Origin of the sequence: Corynebacterium silvaticum (assembly GCF_004382825.2) — a bacterium.
Lineage (GTDB): Bacteria > Actinomycetota > Actinomycetes > Mycobacteriales > Mycobacteriaceae > Corynebacterium > Corynebacterium silvaticum.
The window spans coordinates 596,578-621,210 of record NZ_SDQO02000002.1; the positions used below are offsets into that span (position 1 = coordinate 596,578).

The window sequence follows — 24,633 nt, forward strand, 5'->3', positions numbered from 1 at the left end:
TAACAGGGGAGTCTCCTAAAAGAGCAGTTGAAGTTAGCTTTTTCTGCGATTGAGTTTTCTGCGGGGCGTCACTGAAAAGAAGATTGCATTGTTCAACGGTTAGAGCGAACGAGTTTTATTTAAACCTTCCATCCTTTGTGGTGAAGGCAGAAGCGTGGTCAGTGTTGAACTGATTTATCGTTGTGGCCTCATCGTGGGGGTATGTGAAGCCAGGAGGCTAAGTGTCCGCCATTTTTCAGGCATTCCGGGACGCGGATCTGCGCAAGAAGATTTTGATCACCCTTGCGCTGATCATCCTTTACCGGATTGGTGCACAAATTCCGTCACCCGGAGTAGATTACGCGTCTATCAGTGGGCGTCTTCGTGAGCTGACCTCAGACTCCTCAAGCGTCTACTCGCTCATCAACCTGTTCTCGGGTGGGGCGCTGCTGCAGCTGTCGATTTTTGCGATCGGCGTTATGCCGTACATTACGGCCTCGATTATCGTGCAGCTGCTGACCGTAGTGATCCCTAAGTTCGAGGAACTGAAGAAAGAGGGACAGTCTGGTCAAGCAAAGATGGACCAGTACACCCGCTACCTCACGTTGGGCCTAGCTCTGCTGCAGTCTTCCGGCATTGTTGCTCTGGCAGACCGTAAGCAGCTTTTGGGCTCTGGTGTCCAGGTTCTGATGCCTAATGCGGGTCTGTGGACCCTCATCATGCTGGTGCTCGTCATGTCAGCCGGTGCGATGCTGGTTATGTGGCTGGGTGAGATCATCACTGAGCGCGGCGTGGGCAACGGTATGTCTCTGCTCATCTTTGCCGGTATTGCGACTCGTCTTCCTTCCGACGGCGCAAACATTTTGAATTCCTCCGGCGGCGTGGTCTTTGCCGTTGTGTTGGTAGCCGTGATGATTCTCGTGGTCGGCGTTGTGTTTGTGGAGCAGGGACAGCGACGTATTCCGGTGCAGTACGCAAAGCGCATGGTGGGGCGTCGTCAGTACGGCGGTTCCTCCACGTACTTGCCTTTGAAGGTGAACCAGGCTGGCGTGATCCCCGTGATCTTTGCGTCCTCTCTCATCTACATGCCTGTGCTGATCACGCAGATCATCAATTCGGGTTCCCACGAAGTCTCTGATAACTGGTGGCAGCGCAACGTTATCCAGTACCTACAGACCCCGTCGTCATGGCAGTACATCGTGCTGTACTTTGTCCTGATCATTTTCTTCTCTTACTTCTACGTTTCGGTTCAGTATGACCCGAACGAGCAGGCAGAAAACATGAAGAAGTACGGCGGATTCATTCCGGGCATTCGCCCTGGTCGCCCCACCGCTGAGTACCTTGGCTTTGTTATGAACCGCCTGCTGTTCGTGGGCGCTCTCTACCTTGGTATCATTGCTGTTCTTCCTAACATCGCCCTCGATCTGGGGGTAGGGGCAAGCTCTGCAGGCTCCACACCGTTTGGTGGCACGGCTATTCTGATTATGGTCTCGGTCGCACTGACTACGGTTAAGCAGATCGAATCTCAGCTTCTACAAAGTAACTACGAAGGACTCCTCAAATAATGCGTCTTGTACTCCTTGGACCCCCCGGTGCCGGCAAGGGCACTCAGGCTGCGATTCTCTCCGAGAAGCTTGGCATCCCGCACATCTCTACGGGTGACTTGTTCCGGGCCAATATTGGTGAGGGCACCCCGCTGGGGATCGAAGCCAAGCAGTACATCGATAACGGCAAGCTAGTTCCTACGGACGTCACCGCTCGCATGGTGAAGTCTCGCTTGGAAGAGGACGATGCCAAAGATGGTTTCCTCCTCGATGGCTTTCCGCGCACCGTGGAGCAGGCAGAAATCCTCGAAGGTTTCTTGGAAGAGTTTGGCACCAAGCTTGACGGTGTGATCAACTACCAGGTCTCTGAGGACGTTGTCGTAGAGCGTATGTTGGCCCGTGGTCGTGCAGATGACAACGAGGATACGATTCGTACCCGTCTGCAGGTGTACCGCGATGAAACCGCGCCATTGATTGACCACTACGGTGAGCGGATTATTGCTATCACCGCTGAGGGTACCGTTGAAGATATTAATTCCCGGACCCTTGAGGCCCTAGGAAAATAAAACCTGATTGACTGCGAACCGAGTCTGACGCGTGGCTATGCATCTGGTGCAGAGTGTTTGTCAGTGCTCGGTTTTTGCATTTTTAGCTCATAAAGATATTCGTTTGTTGCGGCTGGCGAAACGGAAGAATTCGCCCTGACAAAGGCATGAAAGTGATGTGATGATGGGTTTTCGATCCAAACGCAAAGTAATTCCAGCGAAAACACCTGCCGAACTTGATGCGATGCAAGCTGCAGGTGAAATTGTGGGTAAGGCACTACAGGCCGTTAAGGCCGCTGCAGGGCCAGGGGTGAGCACCCTTGACCTCGACGCGGTTGCAGAAGAGACCATTCGGTCTTGTGGCGCTATTCCCACGTTTAAGGGCTATGAAGGCTTCCCCGGTTCGATCTGTGCATCGGTGAATGAAGTGATCGTTCACGGAATCCCGAATGCGGAGACAATCTTGCGGGAAGGTGACCTGGTGTCTATCGATTGCGGGGCGACCTTTGAGGGCTGGGTAGGGGACTCTGCCTGGACTTTTGGCATAGGTAAGCTTGCTGCTGACGTGCAAGCGCTTAACGACGCCACCGAGTGGGTGCTCATGGAAGGTATGAAGGCAATGGTGCCGGGAAACCGGCTTACAGATGTCTCCCACGCCTTGGAAAAAGCAACGCGCCAGGCGGAAAAGCGCTTTGGCGTGAAGCTGGGGATCGTGGATGGCTATGGCGGACACGGAATCGGGCAGACGATGCACGAGGAGCCGTATTTGGCTAACGAAGGGAAGCCCGGTAGAGGCCCGATGATTCAAGAGGGTTCGGTTCTGGCGATTGAGCCGATGCTGACGCTCGGGTCTGTGGATTCTCTTGTGTTGGATGATGAGTGGACTGTGGTCACGGATGACGACTCATGGTCTTCCCATTGGGAGCACACCGTGGCAGCAACCAACGAGGGTCCCCGAATTCTTACCCCCCGTAAGTAGTTACACGTTTTTGATCAAAAAGTGGTCTGACGTCCTACATTTTTGTAGTGCCGCCGGACCACTTTTTGCGTTCTTTGCGCTGAATAAGGACCATTTTTCTTGTTATAAATACTTTATTATTTCGTGACTTTGGCGTAATCTTGTGTGCATTACCTCCATTAGTGGAGAAGGACACATTTGAAGCAAAGGTTTTTAAGCGCTCCTTTGTGGTTGCTAGTCTCCTTACTAACACCATCTGTATGTTCTGTCACCAATTACTGTGAACGTGATACGTGTCCCTTATCCCTTTTGAACCGTGGGGCATGTGTCACTATAGGAGGTCGGACGTCTGATGTGTTGGCTGTCTCATTTTTGTATGTTTCATCCATCTCAAGGAAGGAAGTTTCCAATGACGGATTCACGCCGCCGTGGAACTCGCAAAGCGCTGATAACCCTCACAGCAGCGCTCGCGCTCACCGCTCAAGGACTTGCGGTCCCTATGACTTTTGCCGAAGAGGCCCCTAGCCCCGCAACTGCTCCCCTCGATAACAATGGGCTTTTCGACGCCGCTCCGCCCGCACCCGTAGCGCGTGGTGCAGTAGGGGAAGGGCAGCTTCCTGAGCCTGTGACCAGTGAAGTTTTTGAATCGAAGGTTATTCGAGACGTAGATCCTGAAGGTCAGCGGTGCTTCCGTATTCCTGCTATTGCTACGGCGGCTGATGGAACGCTTTTGGTGGCTTTTGATAATCGGTATGGGCCGGGGGAACAGAGTAAAACCTGGTGTCGAGATGCACCTTATGAGAATATGAAATGGAATGATCAGAAGTGGCAGACAGATATTGAAATTTATCGTTCTGACGATTCTGGAGAAAATTTCGAGACTGGTAATTTTATCGCAAAGGGTACGGCAGACCCTCGTCGTCTCTCTTATACCGACCCAGCAATTGTTGTAGATCGTGAGACGGATAAAGTATTTGCTTTTTTTGTACGAGGATATGACTATCGATTTTTTGATGCACGACAGGGAATCAATTCGGAAGCATCTGATGCGCTGATTGAACGCCGGGATGTCCAAGATACTGTAGTAATTGAATCTAATGACAACGGTAGGACCTGGGAAAATTTACGGGTTATAAGCGGACTAACTGAAAAAATTCGGGTTAAGTCCCGCCCAGGGGAAGAAGTTGCAGGCTACGGCAGGTTTGTAACTTCTGGGGCAGGAATGCAATTAAGGTATGGCCTTAATAAGGGACGTCTGTTGGTTCCGATCGCTGTTAATACTAAAAGGTATGGGCAAAATAAGGTCGTAAACTTAGCGATATACTCTGATGACCACGGTCTTACTTGGCAAGTCGGGGAAGGCATCGCCGGGGACGATGCCTTCGGAGGCGATGAGAACAAGCTTGTTGAATTGTCGGATGGGCGCATTATGATGAACTCCAAAGACAATGATAAAGATCGATGGACATCGTATTCTTCAGACCAGGGGGAACATTGGTCAGCTCCGGTGCGGACTGTTATCGCCCCTCCGCAGCATCCGGATAAGCGAAATAAAGGTATTAACGTATCGCTTATTCGGGCTTACCCTAATGCTCCAGAAGGCAGTGCTGCTGCACGTGTGCTTTTGTACTCTGCCCCAATTGATCTGAGGAGTGGGCATGAATACCATACGGATGGCCGTAATAATGGCTGGGTTATGGCTTCCTGTGACGATGGGCAGACATGGAAATACGGTAAACAGGTTGAGTTTGGCCGTTTCCAGTATTCGGTCATGACTCCCATGGCTGACGGAAATATCGGCATGGTTTATGAATCTGGTGACAAAACACGAGGCATGACCCTCAAGTTCGCCAAGTTCAACATGGCATGGTTGGGTGCCGACTGCCTGAGCAATAAGGCCCTGGGCATTACCGATCTGCCGGATCCTGCTTTGGCTAAGGCTATTGAAGACGCGAAGGCTGCGACGGCTAAGGCTGAGGAGGCTACGGCGAACGTCGTAAAGCTCACCAAAGAGCTGGAAGAAGCCGAGCTCGAGAATGACGAGCTTACGGAAGCCCTGATTGAGGCCAAGGAAGCTGCTCAGAAGGCTATTGCCGCTGCCGAGGATGCTAATGCGCGGGTCAAGGCTGCTGAGAATGCCACGGCTAAGGCCGAAGAAGCCGCTGCGAAGGCAGAGAACGAAGCTAAGGCACTTGCTGAGCAACTGGCCAGGGTCGAGGCGGAGCTAGCAAAATCCCAAGATCAAGCAAAGGTTCTCGCTGAGGCTAAAGAGGCCGCCGAGATCGCTCAAAAGGCGGCGGAAGAGGCCCTTAAGCTGGAGAAAGAGAAGAACCAAACAGGCAAAGACGCAGATAACACTGAAAACAAGGGTTTTTGGCAAGGTCTTCTACAGATTTTGCCGGGATTTGCACCCATTTTCAGTTTCTTCATGTCAGCATGGGACAGCATACAAAAGCTGTTTGGGTTTAAAGCCTAAAGAAAAATCGGAGTAATCTGATTGCTAAAAAGGGGCGTGCAGAGCGGAAAACGCGGCGCGTCCCTTTGCCCATTTCGTGTCAAAAGTTGCCAAATTGTTACGTGCGACACGCCGGGGGAGGCTCGCTTAGTTTCCTAAGTTTTTGTTCAGTCGGGATATAGTGGTCAGCATGTCTTATAAGCCCCGTCACGCGAAGCAGTCCGTGGCCCGTCGCCGTATCGTGGCGATGGTTGGAACTGCAGCAACTTCCGCAGCTCTTCTGGTGAGCCAGGCTGCCACTTCTTCCGCACAGGACTTCGGATCGAGCAACCTCAGTAGCTCTATTGATCGGCAGCTACAGAACCTTGGTCGGCAGACTCGTGACGGAGCTTGGGATCTGCGAAATAACTTGCGCGCGCAAGCCGATGCAGGTTTGCCTGTCGACGCCGCCACTATGGTGAAGCAATCCATCGACAACGCTGTTAACTTTGCATTCCCTGGCCTCATCCAAGAGCGGACCGCACTGCCAGTCATGCCGGCCCCTGCCCTCCCGGCTTTTGACACTGGCTCTTGTCCAGCATTCGCCCGCGCATGCATTGACCTGGCAGGGCAGCGCTCGTGGCTGCAAAACAATGGTCAGGTTTCTTATGGTGCGGTGCCAATCTCCAGTGGGCGTGTGGGCTATGAGACTCCCAAGGGAATTTTCCACGTTAATCGTAAGATTAAGGATGAAATCTCCCGAGAATTCAACAACGCTCCCATGCCATTTTCTGTGTACTTCACCAATAACGGCATTGCGTTCCACGAGGGAAGCCCACAGGTGGCTTCGCATGGTTGCATCCACCTCAACCACAAAGATGCGGTGACCTTCTTTAATCAACTGCAGGTTGGGGACGTCGTCTACGTGTACTAATCACACCGTAGGTTTGATGACTTAGAGGAACTGGCTGCGGCATCCTGAGGAGATGCTCGTGGCCTTTTCTTTATGGGGTAGTACCTGGGGATAACGGGGGTGATGGTGAGGGGTGGGCGTCGAGAAGCTATAAGTCATAACCTGCGGCGAGTACTGGGGCTGATAAAGAGCCTAGAAAAACTTGGCTTTTCGGGCGGGGCACTGTATCGTTGCTCGTTGGTGTATTGCCAAAAGGTGAAACACCTGTAATAAGCAGTGATTATGCGGCATCGTAGTGATGAATCGGTTGGGATATTCAACCAAAATTCAGTACTGATGTCAGGAATGTGGAGGCTATGGCTAAGGAAGGCGCAATCGAGGTTGAGGGTCGTATTATCGAGCCTTTGCCCAACGCAATGTTCCGCGTCGAACTCGATAACGGACACAAAGTGCTTGCACATATCAGTGGCAAAATGCGCCAGCACTATATCCGTATCCTCCCTGAGGACCGCGTAGTCGTGGAGCTTTCTCCTTACGACTTGAACCGTGGTCGCATCGTTTACCGCTACAAATAATTCGACTTAGTCAGTTATTTCTTTGAAGCCTCCATGCTTCACTGATGCCTTGGCATCACCCACACCTTTGGCCGCGGTGGCTAAAGCCTTGCGCATCTCATCCCATCGTCCGGCATCCGTCCGGGCAAAGCGATGTTTGGTAAGGACGAGCATGGAGAAAACCACCGTAACAACCGGAAAGGTACTGCCCTTATGGCACGTCTAGCTGGAGTTGACCTTCCGCGCAACAAGCGCATGGAGGTTGCACTCACTTACATCTACGGTATCGGCCCTGCCCGTGCCGCCCAGCTGCTCAAGGAGACCGGCATCTCCCCGGACCTGCGCACTGACAACCTTACTGACGAGCAGGTTTCTGCTCTTCGTGACGTCATTGAAGCAACTTGGAAGGTTGAGGGTGACCTCCGCCGCCAGGTTCAGGCCGACATTCGTCGCAAGATCGAAATCGGCTGCTACCAGGGTCTGCGCCACCGTCGTGGCCTGCCCGTCCGTGGCCAGCGCACCAAGACCAACGCACGTACGCGTAAGGGTCCGAAGAAGACGATCGCCGGAAAGAAGAAGTAATTCATGCCTCCTAAGACTCGCAGCACGGCTCGCCGCACTGGTCGTCGTGTAGTTAAAAAGAACGTGGCTCAGGGCCACGCATACATCAAGTCCACCTTCAACAACACCATCGTTTCCATCACGGATCCGTCCGGTGCTGTCATCGCATGGGCATCCTCCGGCCACGTCGGATTCAAGGGTTCCCGTAAGTCCACTCCGTTCGCAGCTCAGCTTGCTGCTGAGAACGCTGCTCGTAAGGCAATGGACCACGGCATGAAGAAGGTTGATGTATTCGTCAAGGGCCCAGGTTCGGGCCGCGAAACCGCTATCCGCTCTCTTCAGGCTGCCGGCCTTGAGGTGACCTCCATCTCCGACGTCACCCCTCAGCCGTTCAACGGCTGCCGCCCACCGAAGCGTCGTCGCGTTTAATAGGAAAGGAAAGGTAACTTACAATGGCTCGTTATACCGGCCCAGCAACCCGTAAGTCCCGCCGCCTCCGCGTCGACCTCGTCGGCGGAGACATGGCATTCGAGCGTCGCCCCTACCCTCCGGGACAGGCTGGCCGCGCACGCATCAAAGAGTCTGAGTACCTGCTTCAGCTGCAGGAGAAGCAGAAGGCTCGCTTCACCTACGGTGTTATGGAGAAGCAGTTCCGTCGCTACTACGCAGAGGCTAACCGCCTCCCAGGCAAGACCGGTGACAACCTGGTCATCCTGCTTGAGGCTCGCCTCGACAACGTTGTGTACCGCGCAGGTCTCGCACGTACGCGCCGCCAGGCACGTCAGCTCGTTTCCCACGGACACTTCACTGTGAACGGCAAGAAGATTAACGTTCCTTCCTACAAGGTTTCTCAGTACGACATCATCGATGCTCGCGAGAAGTCTCGTAAGATGATCTGGTTCGAAGAGGCTCAGGAGAACCTCCTCGACGCAGTTGTGCCAGCATGGCTGCAGGTCGTTCCGTCCACCCTGCGCATTCTCGTGCACCAGTTGCCAGAGCGCGCTCAGATCGACGTTCCGCTGCAAGAGCAGCTCATCGTCGAGTTCTACTCGAAGTAATTTTCTGTTCTCCTGCTTTGTGGCTTCCATGCTGTGGAGGCCGCGGGGCAAGACGCGACAGGAATCTGGAATCTTCTTTAAGTCCTTTCATCCTTTCCGCCTATAGACGTCAAATAGCGGTCGTCACTCACAGGAGAGTTCTTAAATGCTCATTTCTCAGCGCCCCACCCTCACCGAGGAATACGTTGATTCCGCTCGTTCGCGCTTCGTTATCGAACCGCTTGAGCCGGGTTTCGGTTACACCCTTGGTAACTCGCTGCGTCGTACCCTGCTTTCGTCCATCCCGGGCGCTGCAGTGACCAGCGTGAAGATCGATGGTGTTCTTCACGAGTTCACCACGATCAACGGTGTGAAAGAAGATGTCTCTGACATCATCCTGAACATCAAGGGTCTGGTTCTGTCTTCCGACTCTGACGAGCCGGTTGTCATGTACCTCCGCAAGGAAGGCGCTGGCGTTGTATCCGCTGGCGACATTGAGCCACCAGCAGGTGTGGAGATCCACAACCCGGATCTGCACATTGCTACTCTGAATGAGCAGGGCCGTCTTGATATCGAGATGATCGTCGAGCGCGGTCGCGGCTACGTCCCGGCTTCTCTCTACGCAGGCACCAACGAGATTGGTCGCATCCCTGTTGACCAGATCTACTCCCCGGTGCTCAAGGTGAGCTACAAGGTCGAAGCTACTCGTGTTGAGCAGCGCACCGACTTTGACAAGCTCATCATCGATGTTGAGACCAAGAACTCTATTGCTCCGAGTGACGCTCTTGCGTCTGCTGGCAAGACTTTGGTTGAGCTGTTCGGCCTCGCACGCGAGCTGAACACCGCCGCTGAGGGCATCGAGATCGGTCCTTCTCCGCAAGAGACCGAGTACATCGCTGCTTACAGCATGCCGATCGAGGACCTGAACTTCTCCGTTCGTTCCTACAACTGCCTGAAGCGTCAGGAGATCCACACCGTTGGTGAGCTCGCAGAGTGCACCGAGTCGGACTTGCTGGATATCCGTAACTTTGGTCAGAAGTCGATCAACGAAGTCAAGATCAAGCTCGCTGGCTTGGGCCTGTTCCTGAAGGACTCTCCTGAGGACTTTGATCCCACCCAACTCGAGGGCTACGACGCCGCTACCGGCGACTACGTGGACACGGATCTGGAAGATTCCGAGTAAGAAGCCCATTAGGGGCCTGGTCATTGCGACCACGGTCCCAAGCGCTCAATAAAACTTGTACACGAGGAGTACACAATGCCTACCCCTAAGAAGGGCGCCCGTCTCGGCGGTTCCGCAAGCCACCAGAAGCACATTCTGTCGAACCTTGCGGCACAGCTTTTCGAGCACGGCGCTATCAAGACCACCGATGCTAAGGCTAAGCTCCTGCGTCCTTACGCAGAGAAGCTGATCACCAAGGCTAAGAGCGGCTCTGTTGCGGATCGTCGCAACGTGCTCAAGCTCGTTCCGAACAAGGACGTCGTTGCACATCTGTTCAACGAGTTGGCTCCGAAGTTCGAGAACCGCGAGGGTGGCTACACCCGCATCATCAAGCTCGAGAACCGCAAGGGTGACAACGCTCCTATGAGCCAGATCTCCCTCGTTCTTGAGGAGACTGTTTCTGCAGAGGCAAGCCGCGCAACCCGCGCAGCTGCTTCCAAGGAAGCTGAGAAGGTAGAGGAGCCAGCAGTCGAGGAGACCGCTGCAGAGACCTCCACCGACGAGGCTGCAGAAGAGAAGTAGTCTTTAAGGCTTTAACGCCTGGACATAAAACGTCCCTCATCGCTGATAAGAGCAGATGGGGGACGTTTTGCTATAGGGCATAGAAGTCGTAGGCGTGCCCTTTGTTACATTAGAATGCGCTTGACCTCGCGCTGAGAGAGCGTGTGGGGTTGAGGCGTCGAAAAGCAATCCAGCGCTGCTTCGTGGAGGAAGAACAAATATGGAGACCAACCAGCCAACTGTGCGTATTCGCCTCGATCTGGCTTATGACGGCACCCATTTTCATGGGTGGGCTCGTCAGGGAACCTCCCAGCTGCGCACGGTGCAACGAGTGCTTGAGGATTCGCTTGAGCTTATTCTGAGACATCCGATTCAACTGACGGTGGCTGGCCGCACTGATGCCGGAGTCCATGCTGCGGGGCAAGTGGCGCACTTTGATGTTCCGGAGGCCGCGCTGGACACTCGCAGCATCGACGGCGACCCGCGCAACCTGGTACGACGCCTAGCGCGCCTGCTGCCCGAGGACGTGCGAGTCCATGCGTGTACGCGAGCCCCGGAAGGATTCGACGCGCGCTTTTCTGCTTTACGACGCCACTACGTCTACCGACTGACCACCCATCCGCGAGGTGCTCTTCCTACTCGCGCAACAGACACAGCGCACTGGCCGAAACAGATCGACATGAATGCGATGCAAGCAGCCGCAGACGTCCTTATCGGCCTGCATGACTTCGCGGCCTTTTGCAAGTTCCGAGAAGGCGCAACGACGATTCGTGACCTGCAAGAATTCACATGGCACGACGTCTCCACTCCGCTGGAACCACAACTCTATGAAGCCCACGTTACGGCGGACGCCTTTTGTTGGTCCATGGTCAGGTCGCTCGTTGGTAGCTGTCTAGTCATCGGAGAGGGGAAACGGCCGGAAGGATTCGCTGATTCTTTGCTCACTGAAACCTCCCGTTCCTCCCGCGTCCCCGTTGCGCCAGCCAAAGGGCTAAGCCTGGTGGGCGTGGATTACCCCGCAGACAGCGAATTGCTGGCCCGCGCAGACATCACCCGTGCAGTGCGCACCGCTGACGACATATCAGGGAACCGCTAAGCCACCCGCATCCGTCTAACTAGATGGCCCTTTCCACGGGGCTGTCGAGCCAATTCCCTATGCGCATGAGGACGGATGCCATGGATACAACAACAGGAATTCCCCACGAGAACGCAGCCCAACGCAGAGGCATCGCCCCTGCGACAAAGGCGCAAGTCTCAGGCCATAGGTTCCTTGTTCGACGCATAGAGCTAGGGCTTTTGCTTGGCGACGTCCGCATGATCCACGACCCGCTAGGAAGACTGCGCCGCGCCCTGGCCTTTGGCCTCAGCGCGGTTAGCCTTGTCTCACTAGGTGCAGGTGCTTTAGCACTCTTTAGCCCGAATCCTGATCCCGGTGACGCACGCATCCTCTCCTCGCAACGAGGAGACCTCTTTGTGCGTGTCGGAGAACAACTCCACCCGGTGACTAATCTGACCTCCGCCCAGCTTGCCGTGGAGGAAGCATCCACGCCGGTAAAAGTTGGCGACTCTGTACTAAGAACGAAACGCATAGCAGTTCCCATCGGAATCGCAGATGCACCCAGCATCTTCAGCGAAGCCCCCAAGGAAGAACCTCTCTGGCAAGTTTGTACCTCCATGGGAGCACCCGCCGAGCCGAATTCCCCACGGACGACATTCCTGATCAACCACGACACAACTTTCGACCAAGCACCACAGCTAGGGGACAACGAAGCCCTTTTGACCACGAGCCTGGCAGGTGGCGTGGTGGTCACCGCTACAACCAGGAGGCTCCTGCCCCCAGCTGAGTCGCCCGAGGGCAGGAGCATCCGACGGAGACTCGGCATCGACTTTACGACGCCACGGTGGAATCCTGCGGCAGATGTGTTGGCGATTGTTCCAGAGTCACCCCAGTTCCACCTCCCCGTGGGGAATCTGGAACTTTTTGTAGCCGACGGCGAATACTGGCTGAAGAACGACTCGGGGGTTGTGCACATTAGTCCTTTACAAAAGGACGTTCTCACAGATATGGGTTGGGGGCTCAAAGCTGTCCCGCGAACAGAGATGACAGCACTGCCCGACATAGACCTTCAGGTAGCGCTGCCCGAAAAGCCATTGCGTTGGCAAGATCCGCGTAAGGCAGACACGTGCATATCGGTGTCCTTTGCCCACGCAGATATGGAATCGAGCACATCCGTGGGCCTCGCCAGTTCCGCTACGGCGTCTGCATCTGCAGTCGAGCTTTCCGGAGAATCTGTGGCGACTCACTTTGCGGGCAGCGGAGGGACTGTAGCTGTAGAAACAGGTGCGGGAGTGCATCTGATTTCCGAACATGGGCTGAGACATCAGCTGGCGCATAATGCAGTTTTAGACCATGTGGGTATTCATAAGGTATGGCGTGCGTCATGGTTTCTGCTTCGCTTGCTGCCATCAGGAACTGAGCTGAGCAAGGAAGCGGCATTAACACCGCTCTACTAGTGTGTAGACTTTCTCTTCGAGTCTGAAGAATCTCGAAGAACTTCGGAGGACCACGCACACGTCTTTTTTATCACCATGCCCGCAAGAGGAAAGGAACGCGCATGAGCTCGATGCGTGACGCAGTTGCGGACAAGCTTGCTCAAATCAATCAACACCATGAGAACCTCAAACGCCACCGTTTGGGATTCCTTGTACGTCCGACCGTTCTCATCCTGGGATGGCTGGTTGTCATTGTGGGGATTATTACCATCCCATTCCCTGGGCCTGGATGGCTTACGGTGTTTGTGGGAATCGGGATCTTGTCTCTGGAGCTCCACTGGGCAAGCGGTCTTTTGGCGTGGGGAGTGAGGCTTTATGATCGCTTCTTCTCCTGGTACCACGTGCAGCCTAAAAAGACGCGCTACTCCCTGATCGCCGGCACTATTGCGGCTGCTTGGGTCGCCGGAATTGCAATTGTTCTGTTGCTATGGAAATTGGGGTTCGTGCCATTTTTAGACCCCATAGTGCGTATGCTGCTCGGCTAATTTGCTGAATCTTGCTCAGAATGCGGATGCGTACCCGAAAGCAACAGCATTGTGGCAGTAAGCGTTATAAGCAGTAACGACGTCACCACGGCAGCGATCATCCGCCCGTGTGCTCCGTATCGGCTTGGCTGTGACACTGTCACGAGCGATGGGTGCGGCTGTGGCGGAGGCCGTGGAAAAACCTGAGTAAGAGCTAGCTCAGGATCGACAGCTCCGGTCATGGGATCAACGCTGTGATACAGCAATGCCCTAATATCGGCAGCAGTGGCTTGTGGGTAGCGTTCCCGAAGCAACGCGGCGGTGCCCGCAACAATAGGAGCAGCAAAGCTTGTTCCCTCAAATGGCACAATATTTCTATCTTTGTGCGTCCCCTGGGATAGCGCAGCACCCTCGTGCGATAACGCTGCTGCGACATTACCCGGGGCGCTGAGCATCGGATGCGGAGCAGGCAAGGAATACTGCGTAGGAAGTCCATCGCTGTTGAGCGCAGAAACAGCCAGAACCGTATCCACATGGGTCGGGTAGACGTGATCGCCGGGTTCACATGAGGAAGAACCGGCATTACCGGCGGCGGAAACCACAACGACGTTTGACTTTTCAGCGCGGTCGAGGGCCGCGTGGAGCTCAGAAAGTTCTACGAGGGTGCCGTGACGCACACACGACACCACGGAGATGTTAATCACGTGTGCGCCGTGGTCGATGGCCGCATGGATGCTTTGGGCCAGCGTAGAGAGATTTCCCGCAGGAACTGCGCGAGCCGAGTATTCCTGCCACGCACTGGTCTGCTTGATAGAGATGATCGTTGCAGCAGGAGCTACCCCTACCACGCCGTCGGGGCCGTCGCGGGCCGCAATGATTCCAGCAACAGTTGTGCCGTGGGCGTCGCAGTCATAAAGGCCGCCGCGACGTGTGCCGTCGTTGACAAAGCTACCCGCGTCTTCTACCAGACCAAGACGCGAATGGGGAGCGACACCGGTATCGATTATCGCGACTCGAATGCCAGCGCCGGTGGCGTGACGGTGGGCCCGGCGAAACTTCTGAGAGGCGGCTGCTTGCCTTTGGACATTTTCTGTCGAAGCGTGAGCGGCTTGGGCACACGATCGCTCTTGACCGTAAGCCAGCGGGCAGAAAACGATGCAAAGAACAATGAGCACCAGGGCGAAAACAAACCTGGGAAACCGAAGCGTGTGCATAGTTATCCCAACCCCCGGATCAGGGAAAAGACCCCCATGAGTTGGCACGATAACGGAAACACCGCGGCAAGGGCCAAAGCTTCGCATCTGCCGATCCATAATGCAGTAACAGGTGTAAAACGGGGCAGCAGTTTGGCCCAGATGGAAGCCGTGAGAGCACACAGTGAGATGGATAAAGGAACGATCACCAGCCACTGAATGGAAACATCCGTAGCTAGAGACAACCCGATAATTCCGCCGAGAGAGATCATCCACAGCATCCACACCGACACACCGGTCGCATGGCGATGCGAATGCGCTGCTGTGCAGATAATGACAATGACGCACACGCAGAATAGGAAGGCGAATCCGTTGCCGTGCGCTAAATAACCAATAGTCAATAGCGCTGGGGTAGCGCTTGCCGACGCTCCCATCACTATGCCTTCCAGCAACAACAGGGACTTTCTGGCCTGGTATTCCAGTCGGAGAGATGAAGCCTGCGAATCTGCGATGCTCAGGTCTTCACCAGCGCTAGGAAGGCGTGGGACTTCAACGCCAGCTAACTTGACTGCCACAGTTGGTGCCAGGATTATCGCAGTAAGTGCACAGGCAACTACTGCGCTAGCTGCGCCTAAAAACCAACCGTGTGGTTGTGATTCTGGAAATTGGTAGAGCCAGCCAGCAGCAGCTATGGGAGAAGTCGATAGCGCAAAAGAAATGATCGCGCTGAGTGGACGGACGTAAGCGGTTGGTCGGCTTTTCGTCTGAGGTCGTGGCGGTGTGGGAGGGGCGTCGAGAAGCAAGCACATGCAGCGAGAGCGAACCAGTTATAAGAGCTACATCGGCTGCTAAGACCGCTGCCGCAATGTCAGATGCGCTCGCCTCCGACACTGAGAAAGACACAACAAAAGAACCTGCCGCGCAGGCACAAAAACTGGCGAATGCTGTTAACACCAAGGCGTTGCGGGTCCATACATAAGCAAGCATGGCTAGACCGCATAGGATCAACCAGCGGAATTCGGGTGGGCCGAGTGCATCCATGCGCATGATGAGAAAAGCACAACCCATCATCCCCAAGGCCTCTGTGGCGATAGCGATACCGCGTGGAGGAATAGAGTCTTTGCTGCTCTGTGCGAGGGTTTCCGCAGAATCACGCACAACAGGGGCTTTCGACGCTCGGTGCGGGCGCAGAAGTACAACAGCACCATCGGGAAGGCTCGTAGCGTGAAGGGGCGTGGAGGCGTCGATACGCACTCCAGAAGCCGTGATGGATTGCCACGGCGTAGTCCCAGCATCTACTCCTGCGAGCGACAAAATATCCGGGATGACCTCTACCAACGCAGAAGACCGCGGGACAGAAATATCTACGTTAACGCAGGAAACAGCTGGCGTGCTATATCCAGACGTCGCAATGCGGAAATGAAGCCGAATATCTTAATCTATCAAAAGAAATCCCCTCTCTTTGTTGGTACCCCCTACCAAGTACCGTCCATCCTGACTTATGATCGCTTCAGTGTCTAGCCCAAGGGGGAACTTCGGGTGGGGCCGCAAAGGGGAATCGGGGAAGTGACTTTTCCGCGAGCACACAAGGGGGGGAAATGGTGCGTACCGCTGTATCGACTATCCAGGAAAACGATGGTGTACACATCGTTGAACAGCAGGTTTTGGCCAAGGAAGAATCCTCTTGTGCGCCTGCATTACCGCAGGAGAATGCGTTCAGCAAACAGGTTGATCACGGGATAATTCCACAGCTCAGTGCAGATGAACGGCTACCCGCGCCACCGCTTCCAGTAGGAAACCTAAAGCCGGAGGCTGTTCCAGAAGCCGCGCGTGCACAACCTGTGCCGTTGCTCAAGATGCTCATGCCGCTAGCAATGGTGGTTGCGGTCATCGCGATGGTCGGACTACTGGTGATTTCAGGTGGCGCATTAAAGCCAATGATGCTCACGCTGCCGCTCATGATGGGGATGTCTTTGCTCATGACGTTTTCTCCCGCGCCGGGAGAAGACACAGCGGAGATGCTCAGGACATATCTACGATACCTGGTGGCTTTGCGTGAAAAAGCAGTGGAAAATGCTGATGCACAGCGCGCACATGAGCTATACCGGCATCCTTCGTCACATGAGCTGTGGCCGATGGCAGGAACCGAGCGGATGTGGGAGCGGTTAGGGGACGCCTCAGATGCTTTAGAAGTGCGCATTGGCGCAGGAAGCACCGCGTTATGCACTCCGTTTGAGGTGCCGGATTCGGGTGCGGCAGAAGATTTGGATCCGGTATGTGCGGTATCGCTACGCTCGACGGTTCAGGCTTTGAGCTCTGTCCACGATATGCCACTGATTATGCAGCTACAGGCGTTTCGGGTTATCAATATTCTAGGAGAGGATGCGCGCGGTTTAGCCCGTGCTATCGTCGCGCAGCTGTGCTTTCACCATGGTCCGGAAGCCGTGGGCATAGATCTCATCGTAGGGAATACCGCAGTGAAGGGTGGCTCGGGTTCTGATGACGATTGGACTTTCATTAAATGGTTTCCGCATTGCCGAACACCACAAAGCGCGCAGCATCGGATCGCCATTGTGGATTGCATGGGTAAGGGGAGCCACGAAATAGGCGCACCTGATGTTAGCCGCTGGGACGTGATTATTGCTATCGGTGCAGACCCAGATTCAGATCTAGGTCTGCGAGCTGAAGAAGAAGGAATCGTGCTGCAGGCAGGTTCGAGCCTCGGAGTAATCACAGAAATGGGTGTCGAGGAGATCGGTATTCCTGAAACCTTGAGCAGTAGCGCGGCGTTGCTCCTTGCAAGACTCCTGACCAGATATAGACGGGCGGAGTCCGAAAGTACGGCTTCCTCTGACTTGCGTGCGCTCTTGGGACTTCGCGGTGCCGCCGGACAGCTTGATGTGGGCTCTTTGTGGAGACGTCGGAAACCGGAGGGCTAAAGAATGGGCGGCTGAGTATTCCTTTTGGCCTCAACGCATCGGGGAAACCCGTGGTGCTTGATATTAAGGAATCTGCGCACGGTGGAATGGGGCCTCATGGCCTGTGCCTGGGATCCACAGGTAGCGGAAAATCAGAGCTCTTGAGGACGCTGGTCGTGGGCCTTGCCGCAACCCATAGCCCGGAAGATCTTAATTTTGTGCTTGTGGATTTTAAAGGTGGTGCCACCTTTTTAGGACTAGACCGATTACCGCACACCTCTGCAGTAATCACTAACTTGGCTCAGGAAACTGTGCTTGTGGAACGTATGCATGATGCGATCTCGGGGGAGATGAATCGACGCCAAGAGGTGCTGCGACAAGCCGGAAACTTTAGCAACGTCAGTGAATACACTGCAGCGAGGCAACATCGACCAGAGTTAGCTCCCATGCCAGCGCTGCTCATCATCGTCGATGAGTTCTCGGAACTACTGGGTCAGCACCCCGACTTTGCCGACCTTTTTGTGGCAGTGGGACGCCTGGGACGTTCTTTGCATATACACCTCCTGCTCGCTAGTCAACGGCTTGACGAGGGAAGGTTACGCGGACTGGATTCACCTCTGAGTTACCGCATCGGCCTCAAGACATTTTCTGCTGCAGAATCCCGCCAGATATTGGGAGTTCCTGATGCCTACGAGCTACCCAATCAACCAGGTGTGGGGTTCCTTTCTACTGGTGCGGGCTCGCTGCAACGCTTCAGGGCATCCTATGTGTCAGGCCCCATGCAGAACCTTAACGTCGAACACACTAGGGGACCTTCAGTGCGACTGTGGACTGGGTGGGAAGATTCCGGACAACAATCAGGACAAGCAGAACAGAAATCTGACTCGCAAGAGAAAACGCTTGTCGACGCCATCGTCTCGGCCAGTGTGCAAGCTGCAGCGCAGGAACAATTACAAGCGCATCACATATGGCTCCCACCACTCCCAAAATCCATAAGCCTCAATCCTTTGGAGTACAACCAGGACTTTTTAGTTGCATCGGTCGGCATTGTCGATCGTCCATATCTGCAACGTCAAGACCCGTTGATCATGAATTTCCTTGGGCAAAGCGGACATGCCGCACTATGTGGTGGGCCGCAGACCGGGAAAAGTAGTGCGTTGCGCACGATCATGGCATCGCTGGCTATCTCGCATTCGACGCGCACCCTTCGGTTTTATGTCTTGGACCTCGCTGGGACGGGCCTTGCTTCAACGTCAGCATTGCCGCACGTAGCTGGGGTTGCGCACCGTACCGAGGCAGAAAAAGTGCGAAGAATCGTAGATGAGGTCGTATCCTTCATGGATTCTCCTGAAGAACGCCAAACCTTTCTTATCGTCGATGGATGGCATGTGATGGGACAAGCCTTTGACGATCTGCTTGAACCTCTTGCTCGTATCGCCTCCGACGGGCTAGCCGCACATGTCCATCTGGTGATCTCAACCCCGCGGTGGACTGCGCTGCGCCCGGAGATCCGGGACCTGATATCGCAGAGAATTGAGTTCAAGTTGGCAGAGCCTTTGGATTCGCTCATCGATAGAAAAGCACAGAGCAAACTTCCACTTGCTGCAGGCCGGGGCCTGAATACAGATAAGGAGCACATACTCTTTGCTCTATCCACACCGGCAGACCTAGAACAAGCAGCATCCACCTGCACAGATAGGGGAGATAGCGCCGTACCCACACTCAAGATGCTCCCCTCCTGGGTAGGAGTTTCGGAGCTGACGGTGGGCGTCGAAAAGCAGGAAATTCCTTTTGGTCTAGGAGGTAAGAAGCTCACTCCACTGACGTGGAATCCCCAGCATTCGAGCCATCTGCTGTGCGTAGGAAGTCAAGGCTGTGGGAAGAGCACAGTGATACACACGATCGTCAAAGGCATCGAAGCTATGGGGGCGGACAACGCTCGTATTGTGATGATTGATCACCGTCGGGCCCACCTTGGGGCGGTACAAGAGGACATGCTTGCAGCGTATTCTGCGACATCCCAGACCACAGAAAGCATGATCGGCGATGTGATTGTGACTCTTCGTTCGCGTCTGCCCGGTTCGGATGTGACTGCGGAGCAACTAAAAAACCGTTCCTGGTGGTGCGGTCCGGACATATTTTTGCTTATCGACGATCTCGACATCCTTCCCGACGGTTGCCTGTACCCGCTGGTTGAGCTTCTTCCGCACTCAAAAGACATTGGTTTGCACGTGGTGGCCTGCAGAAAAATTGGGGGTATGCAGCGCGCCCTGTATCAGCCATTTTTCGCGGAAATAAGGGATCAACAACCTACGGTTCTCATCCTCGACGGCGACAGAGACGACGGACCTCTATGGGGGATACGCCCTAGCCAGCAGCCTCCGGGCCGCGGAATTTTGGTGGAACGCGGTAGCAATAAGGGAATTTTCCAGGTAGCTGTTGCAGACACTCGCTTGACTGCTCAGGAAGACAGCCCACAGGAAGCTGAATGCGCAGTGGTGGGTGACTCCGGAGGAGAAGACCATGAATAAGCCATATGATCTGGTGATCACTGTCTTGGACACAGCAACGGTCTTTGAGGGGACAGAAGATGCGTTCCGTTACGACCTCACGAGTGCCGGGATTGTAGAGGGATGGGCTCTTGACAAAATCATCGAACAAGCAGCTGAGCAGTTGTTGCCTCAGTGGCCTGCAGTAACAATCCACATTATTGCGGAAACAACGGTAAAAGAGATTCTTACCGAGCAGTTGTTGGAACACGGAGTATCGGTGGAAGCAGCATCGGCTAGGGAGGTTTCTTATACAAAAACTGAGCCCACAAAAAGCGATCACAGTGAGCGTGCGTGGGAACCTCAACCGGACAACGAAGTACGCGATGTGCGGAGAAAAGCTATCCGGGCGAAAACCTCGTCCTTTAGTCGCATCGCACTCGCGGAGAAGCTGCATCCTTTTCACGGTCTACTCGTGGTGCTTGTTATAGCCGTGGCTGGGGTTTCGTGGTGGGCGATGGGAAAAGGGCTTACAACTCCATCTATTGGAGTAGCACCGGTGCAAAGCGTGGGGGACCAAGAGCTGAGGAACGCACCGGATGCCCATTCTGAGGCGAGACCAGCGCCAACGACGAGTGTCGCTGCATCTCTCAACAATGATGTGGTTTTGCACCATGCTCGTATCCAAGTGCTTTTACCTAGTAGCTACCATTTGGCGGAAAAAGAAGGAACGAGCGGAATGGTTATAGCGACCGGTGATGACCCGGAACTTCGGATCCTCTTGTCTATAGACCCCGTGGGCTCAACCGACGTGGAGGCTGTCTATGCGGAGCTAGATGCAATGATCACTCACGATCCCACGCTGACTAATGGGCAAACTCTGGGAATAACTAAGCCAACCCGCCTGGTCTCCTATGAAGAACGTCCCGGGGATGGACCCTATGCGCATTGGTGGTCTTGGGTAGATAACGGACATGTGTATTCCGTTGGGTGCCACAGTAAGCGGATGTCGTCCACTATTCCTCAGCGCGCAGTATGCCGTAAGGCAGTAGAAAGCGTGTCAGTGCGTAGCTCCTGACGCTGGGGTGAGGGAGAGAAGCTGAGGCACAGAAGAAAAAGGGAACAGCGGGAACCAAAAAGGCGTGACGTTACGTCTAAAGATCAAGGCTGACATAGCAGCCGATAGGGACCCCGCTTAGGGGAAGAAAATACACACAATTTATGGGGGAGGGATTATGTCCGGTCAGTTTAGAACGGAAGCTGACGTGATGATGGCTACTGCCGGTCGCGTCGATAACACTAATGCCGAGGTGCAATCGGAGCTTGCTCGACTGCGTGAAATCATCGATGGGATCCGGGGTTCTTGGGCAGGGTCTGCTCAGGTAAGTTTTGACAACTTAATGCAGAGGTGGGACGCGTCGGCAGGCAAGCTGCGTATGGCGCTGCAATCTATTTCAGACAACATTCGTAGTAATGCGGCTTCGTTCGATCAAACAGAGACCGATAACAAAGCAGCTTTTGCCTCCGTGGGGGCGCAGGGGCTTGCTCTATAAAACGCTTAGTTATCTGCTGAAACCCTGAAACAAGGAAACGATATACATGATTAAGTATGGATTTGCTGCCATTGAAGGCGCAGCGGGGGATATCCAATCTACGTCGGGCCGGATTAGCTCGTTACTTGAAGACCTCAAGACCGGTATTCGTCCGATGGTAAGCACATGGGAAGGCGATTCCGCTTTGGCATATCAAGAGGCCCAATCCCAATGGGGTCAGGCGGCGTATGAACTCAACGCAATTTTGTCTACGATTTCGCAGACAGTTCGAGCTGGAAATGAGAGAATGAGCGAAGTAAATAGAGCCGCAGCTGCTTCGTGGGGATAGTCCGGTGGAGATAATCCGCGATTAAGCGTCGATGGCGGAGCCCGTAGCTGGTCACAAAGAAAACCAAGGCAGGCTGTGACGAGTAGGGGTTGGAAGAATGGGCGCTTCTCCCCGCCATTGTTGAGCTGGGGGCATACGACACTATGCGACCGTCGTATGCCCCCTTTTTTCTATGACGTAATAAAGTTGTCTAACGCTCACAGTTCGCGTAATGTTAAGCGCCTGTGTGTTCAGAGCTCCGTTAACGCGGTGCAGCAGTCCACGATCGGGTCACCACCGGCCGCCGTTCGTGATTTCCTCTTGAATAACACCTGGCTGGCAGTTCTAGACAGACTTAAAAGGAGTCATCAGTGTCTACTTACCACCCGAAGAGCGGTGACATCACCCGTAAGTGGTACGTCATCGACGCCACTGACGTGGTCTTGGGTCGTCTTGCTACACACGCAGCTGATTTGTTGCGTGGCAAGGGCAAGCCTCAGTTCGCACCGAACGTTGACTGCGGCGATCACGTTATCGTTATCAACGCTGACAAAGTTCACATTTCCTCCAACAAGCGCGAGCGCGAGATGCGCTACCGTCACTCCGGTTACCCGGGTGGTCTGAAGACCATGACGCTGGGACGCTCCCTTGAGGTTCACCCAGAGCGCGTGATCGAGGAATCCATCCGTGGCATGATGCCGCACAACCGTCTTTCCCGTGCTTCTGCAAAGAAGCTTCACGTGTTTGCAGGTTCCGAGCACCCATACGCTGCTCAGAAGCCCGAGACCTACGAGATCAAGCAGGTGGCCCAGTGAGTGATCAGAACGTAACCGAGAACTTCGAGGCAGACGCAGCGAATATCGCCGCAGCAGTTGCAGCTTCTGAAGAGTTCACCAACACCATTGGTGACGTCGTTGCACCTGAGGCTGAGGTCGAGACCGCAGCTCCAGTTCTGCACGAAGGCCCGATCCAGACTGTTGGTCGTCGTAAGCGCGCCATCGTCCGTGTCCGCATGGTTGAGGGCTCCGGCCAGTTCACCTGCAACGGCCGCACCTTGGAGGAGTACTTCCCGAATAAGCTGCACCAGCAGCTGATCAAGGCTCCTCTCGTTCTCATTGATCGCGACGGTCAGTTTGATATCCAGGCTACCCTCACCGGTGGCGGCCCGACCGGCCAGGCGGGTGCATTCCGTTTGGCTATCGCTCGTGCACTCAACGTCTACAACCCGGCAGATCGCGCAGCCCTGAAGAAGGCTGGCTTCCTGACCCGTGACGCACGTGCCGTCGAGCGTAAGAAGGCTGGTCTGCACAAGGCACGTCGTGCCCCGCAGTACTCCAAGCGTTAATCTTTTTTTCGCTGGTTCAAGCCGCTTCACCGTTTGGTGGGGCGGCTTTCGCCGTTTCCGGGTGTCTGCCCCCAGCACCGCGCCCTAGGAGCGCAGCTAGCCATAGATTGAAGTGGCTAAGCAGCCAGTAGGGACGCCACATAAAACGCTGTGCAGTGCTCAGGGAGCCGACTATAAGAACATAATGCTAGGCGTGCATAATAGAACGCATGACTCGACTCTTTGGAACTGATGGTGTCCGCGGCCTTGCCAATAAAAAGCTTACGGCTTCTCTAGCGTTGAAATTGGGGGCTGCAGCTGCCGAGGTATTGACCAAAGATAACCGCAGCACCAGCCGACGCCCGGTCGCTGTGGTGGGACGCGATCCTCGTGTGTCTGGCGAGATGCTGGCGGCAGCGTTGTCCGCCGGGATGGCGAGCCGGGGAGTGGACGTGTTGAGGGTAGGTGTCTTGCCGACCCCAGCAGTTGCGTACCTGACAGATTTTTATGGTGCAGACATGGGCGTTGTCATCTCTGCCAGCCATAATCCTATGCCGGATAACGGCATAAAATTCTTTTCCAAAGGCGGACATAAGCTTCCGGATTCGGTGGAAGACGAGATCGAGACGGTTATGGGGACCATCTCAGATGGTGGCCCCACCGGGCATGGCATCGGTCGCGTTATAGAAGAAGCCGTGGATGCGCAGGAAAGCTACCTGAAACATCTGAAAGGGGCGATCCCGCAATCTCTTGAGGGCATCACAGTAGTAGTGGACTGCGCCAATGGTGCAGCAAGCGAGGTAGCACCGCTGGCTTACTCCGCAGCGGGTGCCAAGGTCATTGCTATCCACAACCATCCCAATGCCTATAACATCAACGATAACTGCGGTTCTACCCACATAGATCAGGTCATCGCAGCAGTGCGGGAGCGTGGCGCGGATCTGGGGCTTGCTCACGACGGCGACGCTGACCGGTGCCTGGCCGTTGATGCAGAGGGCAATGTTGTGGATGGCGATCAGATTATGGCGATTCTCGCGCTTGCGATGAAAGAGAATGGTGAGCTGCGTAAATCCACGCTCGTGGCTACCGTGATGAGCAACCTTGGGCTGCGCCTGGCGATGAAAGAAGCCGGCATCACCCTCATGACTACGCAAGTTGGCGACCGCTATGTCCTTGAAGAGCTCAATGCTGGCGGCTATAGCCTGGGCGGCGAACAATCAGGCCATATCGTGTTGCCAGATCATGGCACGACTGGCGATGGCACGCTGACCGGGTTGGCGCTCATGGCTCGTATGGCTGAGACCGGCCTATCTCTGAAAGTGCTTGCCGAGGCAATGGCAGTTTTGCCACAGGTACTCATTAACGTGCCGGTTTCTGACAAAGCCATAATCAGTGAACATCCAGAAGTGGCGGCGGCACTAGAGCGTGCTACCGACGAACTCGGGGAGACCGGGCGCGTATTGTTGCGCCCCTCAGGCACGGAAGAGCTTTTCCGCGTCATGGTGGAAGCTGCTGAGGAAGAGACGGCGCGTCGAATAGCTGGTGAATTAGCGGCATTGGTGTCAAAAATTTAATAGTTGGAAC

Annotated in this window: 24 protein-coding genes and 1 pseudogene; 21 read left to right on the forward strand and 4 right to left on the reverse strand. The window is 54.8% G+C overall.

The window, feature by feature from the left end; all coding sequences use genetic code 11:
- Positions 1-221 precede the first annotated feature (221 nt).
- From secY to infA, 6 genes are all read left to right on the forward strand, one after another.
- On the forward strand, positions 222-1,544 hold the full coding sequence (gene secY / locus ET810_RS07015) for a preprotein translocase subunit SecY (protein ID WP_087453404.1): 1,323 nt from the start codon (positions 222-224) through the stop codon (positions 1,542-1,544).
- On the forward strand, positions 1,544-2,089 hold the full coding sequence (locus ET810_RS07020; protein ID WP_087453405.1) for an adenylate kinase: 546 nt from the start codon (positions 1,544-1,546) through the stop codon (positions 2,087-2,089). The genes secY and ET810_RS07020 overlap by 1 nt, the downstream gene beginning before the upstream one ends.
- Before the next feature lie 163 nt (positions 2,090-2,252).
- Positions 2,253-3,047, forward strand: a complete 795-nt coding sequence (gene map / locus ET810_RS07025) for a type I methionyl aminopeptidase (protein WP_087454830.1) — start codon at positions 2,253-2,255, stop codon at positions 3,045-3,047.
- A gap of 388 nt (positions 3,048-3,435) precedes the next feature.
- Positions 3,436-5,502 (forward strand): sialidase family protein, encoded by a 2,067-nt coding sequence (locus ET810_RS07030; RefSeq protein ID WP_087453406.1) that lies wholly within the window; start codon positions 3,436-3,438, stop codon positions 5,500-5,502.
- Between the two features lie 169 nt (positions 5,503-5,671).
- Positions 5,672-6,394, forward strand: coding sequence for a L,D-transpeptidase (locus tag ET810_RS07035; RefSeq protein ID WP_087453407.1), 723 nt, complete (start codon positions 5,672-5,674; stop codon positions 6,392-6,394).
- A 335-nt stretch (positions 6,395-6,729) separates the two neighbouring features.
- Complete coding sequence (gene infA / locus ET810_RS07040) at positions 6,730-6,948, forward strand: translation initiation factor IF-1 (RefSeq protein WP_013241245.1); 219 nt, start codon at positions 6,730-6,732, stop codon at positions 6,946-6,948.
- Between the two features lie 6 nt (positions 6,949-6,954).
- Here the strand turns inward: infA and ET810_RS12025 are convergent, their stop codons facing one another.
- Positions 6,955-7,101: a hypothetical protein gene (locus ET810_RS12025; protein ID WP_166741069.1), complete on the reverse strand. Its 147-nt coding sequence runs from the start codon at positions 7,099-7,101 to the stop codon at positions 6,955-6,957.
- Between the two features lie 39 nt (positions 7,102-7,140).
- Between ET810_RS12025 and rpsM the strand changes: the two genes are divergently transcribed.
- The 8 genes from rpsM (at position 7,141) to ET810_RS07080 (ending at position 13,286) form a co-directional block, all read left to right on the forward strand.
- Positions 7,141-7,509, forward strand: a complete 369-nt coding sequence (gene rpsM, locus ET810_RS07045; protein WP_013910826.1) for a 30S ribosomal protein S13 — start codon at positions 7,141-7,143, stop codon at positions 7,507-7,509.
- 3 nt (positions 7,510-7,512) lie between these two features.
- The gene (rpsK, locus tag ET810_RS07050) at positions 7,513-7,917 is read left to right on the forward strand and encodes a 30S ribosomal protein S11 (RefSeq protein WP_013241247.1); all 405 of its coding nucleotides are present in this window, start codon (positions 7,513-7,515) and stop codon (positions 7,915-7,917) included.
- A gap of 23 nt (positions 7,918-7,940) precedes the next feature.
- Positions 7,941-8,546, forward strand: a complete 606-nt coding sequence (rpsD, locus tag ET810_RS07055) for a 30S ribosomal protein S4 (RefSeq protein WP_087453408.1) — start codon at positions 7,941-7,943, stop codon at positions 8,544-8,546.
- Between the two features lie 145 nt (positions 8,547-8,691).
- A complete protein-coding gene (locus tag ET810_RS07060; RefSeq protein ID WP_013910827.1) occupies positions 8,692-9,708 on the forward strand; it encodes a DNA-directed RNA polymerase subunit alpha in 1,017 nt (338 codons plus the stop codon).
- Positions 9,709-9,783: 75 nt separating this feature from the next.
- Positions 9,784-10,269, forward strand: a complete 486-nt coding sequence (rplQ, locus tag ET810_RS07065; RefSeq protein WP_013910828.1) for a 50S ribosomal protein L17 — start codon at positions 9,784-9,786, stop codon at positions 10,267-10,269.
- 199 nt (positions 10,270-10,468) lie between these two features.
- On the forward strand, positions 10,469-11,344 hold the full coding sequence (gene truA, locus ET810_RS07070; RefSeq protein ID WP_087453409.1) for a tRNA pseudouridine(38-40) synthase TruA: 876 nt from the start codon (positions 10,469-10,471) through the stop codon (positions 11,342-11,344).
- A 59-nt stretch (positions 11,345-11,403) separates the two neighbouring features.
- Positions 11,404-12,762: a type VII secretion protein EccB gene (eccB, locus tag ET810_RS07075; RefSeq protein ID WP_404825548.1), complete on the forward strand. Its 1,359-nt coding sequence runs from the start codon at positions 11,404-11,406 to the stop codon at positions 12,760-12,762.
- Between the two features lie 101 nt (positions 12,763-12,863).
- Positions 12,864-13,286, forward strand: coding sequence for a TIGR02611 family protein (locus tag ET810_RS07080; RefSeq protein ID WP_087453411.1), 423 nt, complete (start codon positions 12,864-12,866; stop codon positions 13,284-13,286).
- Here the strand turns inward: ET810_RS07080 and mycP are convergent.
- From mycP to ET810_RS12665, 3 genes are read right to left on the reverse strand one after another with little or no spacing between them, the layout of a single operon-like run.
- Positions 13,283-14,479, reverse strand: a complete 1,197-nt coding sequence (mycP, locus tag ET810_RS07085; RefSeq protein WP_087453412.1) for a type VII secretion-associated serine protease mycosin — start codon at positions 14,477-14,479, stop codon at positions 13,283-13,285. The two genes, ET810_RS07080 and mycP, sit on opposite strands and share 4 nt — an antisense overlap.
- 2 nt (positions 14,480-14,481) lie before the next feature.
- Positions 14,482-15,180, reverse strand: coding sequence for a type VII secretion integral membrane protein EccD (gene eccD / locus ET810_RS12660; protein WP_225870290.1), 699 nt, complete (start codon positions 15,178-15,180; stop codon positions 14,482-14,484).
- Entirely contained in the window at positions 15,080-15,796 is a 717-nt protein-coding gene (locus tag ET810_RS12665) for a ubiquitin family protein (RefSeq protein WP_225870288.1), read from the reverse strand. Before ET810_RS12665 ends, eccD begins: the two co-directional genes overlap by 101 nt.
- 260 nt (positions 15,797-16,056) lie before the next feature.
- Between ET810_RS12665 and eccCa the strand changes: the two are divergent.
- The 7 genes and pseudogenes from eccCa (at position 16,057) to glmM (ending at position 24,623) form a co-directional block, all read left to right on the forward strand.
- Positions 16,057-19,907: pseudogene (gene eccCa, locus ET810_RS07095) on the forward strand (type VII secretion protein EccCa).
- Positions 19,900-20,943: a type VII secretion-associated protein gene (locus ET810_RS07100; protein WP_134316381.1), complete on the forward strand. Its 1,044-nt coding sequence runs from the start codon at positions 19,900-19,902 to the stop codon at positions 20,941-20,943. The pseudogene eccCa and the gene ET810_RS07100 overlap by 8 nt, the downstream one beginning before the upstream one ends.
- Before the next feature lie 157 nt (positions 20,944-21,100).
- The gene (locus ET810_RS07105) at positions 21,101-21,418 is read left to right on the forward strand and encodes a WXG100 family type VII secretion target (protein WP_087453414.1); all 318 of its coding nucleotides are present in this window, start codon (positions 21,101-21,103) and stop codon (positions 21,416-21,418) included.
- A gap of 46 nt (positions 21,419-21,464) precedes the next feature.
- Positions 21,465-21,746, forward strand: coding sequence for a WXG100 family type VII secretion target (locus tag ET810_RS07110; RefSeq protein ID WP_087453415.1), 282 nt, complete (start codon positions 21,465-21,467; stop codon positions 21,744-21,746).
- Between the two features lie 350 nt (positions 21,747-22,096).
- Positions 22,097-22,540: a 50S ribosomal protein L13 gene (gene rplM, locus ET810_RS07115; protein ID WP_013910839.1), complete on the forward strand. Its 444-nt coding sequence runs from the start codon at positions 22,097-22,099 to the stop codon at positions 22,538-22,540.
- On the forward strand, positions 22,537-23,070 hold the full coding sequence (gene rpsI / locus ET810_RS07120) for a 30S ribosomal protein S9 (RefSeq protein ID WP_087453416.1): 534 nt from the start codon (positions 22,537-22,539) through the stop codon (positions 23,068-23,070). The genes rplM and rpsI overlap by 4 nt, the downstream gene beginning before the upstream one ends.
- A gap of 209 nt (positions 23,071-23,279) precedes the next feature.
- Entirely contained in the window at positions 23,280-24,623 is a 1,344-nt protein-coding gene (glmM, locus tag ET810_RS07125; protein ID WP_087453417.1) for a phosphoglucosamine mutase, read from the forward strand.
- Positions 24,624-24,633 lie beyond the last annotated feature (10 nt).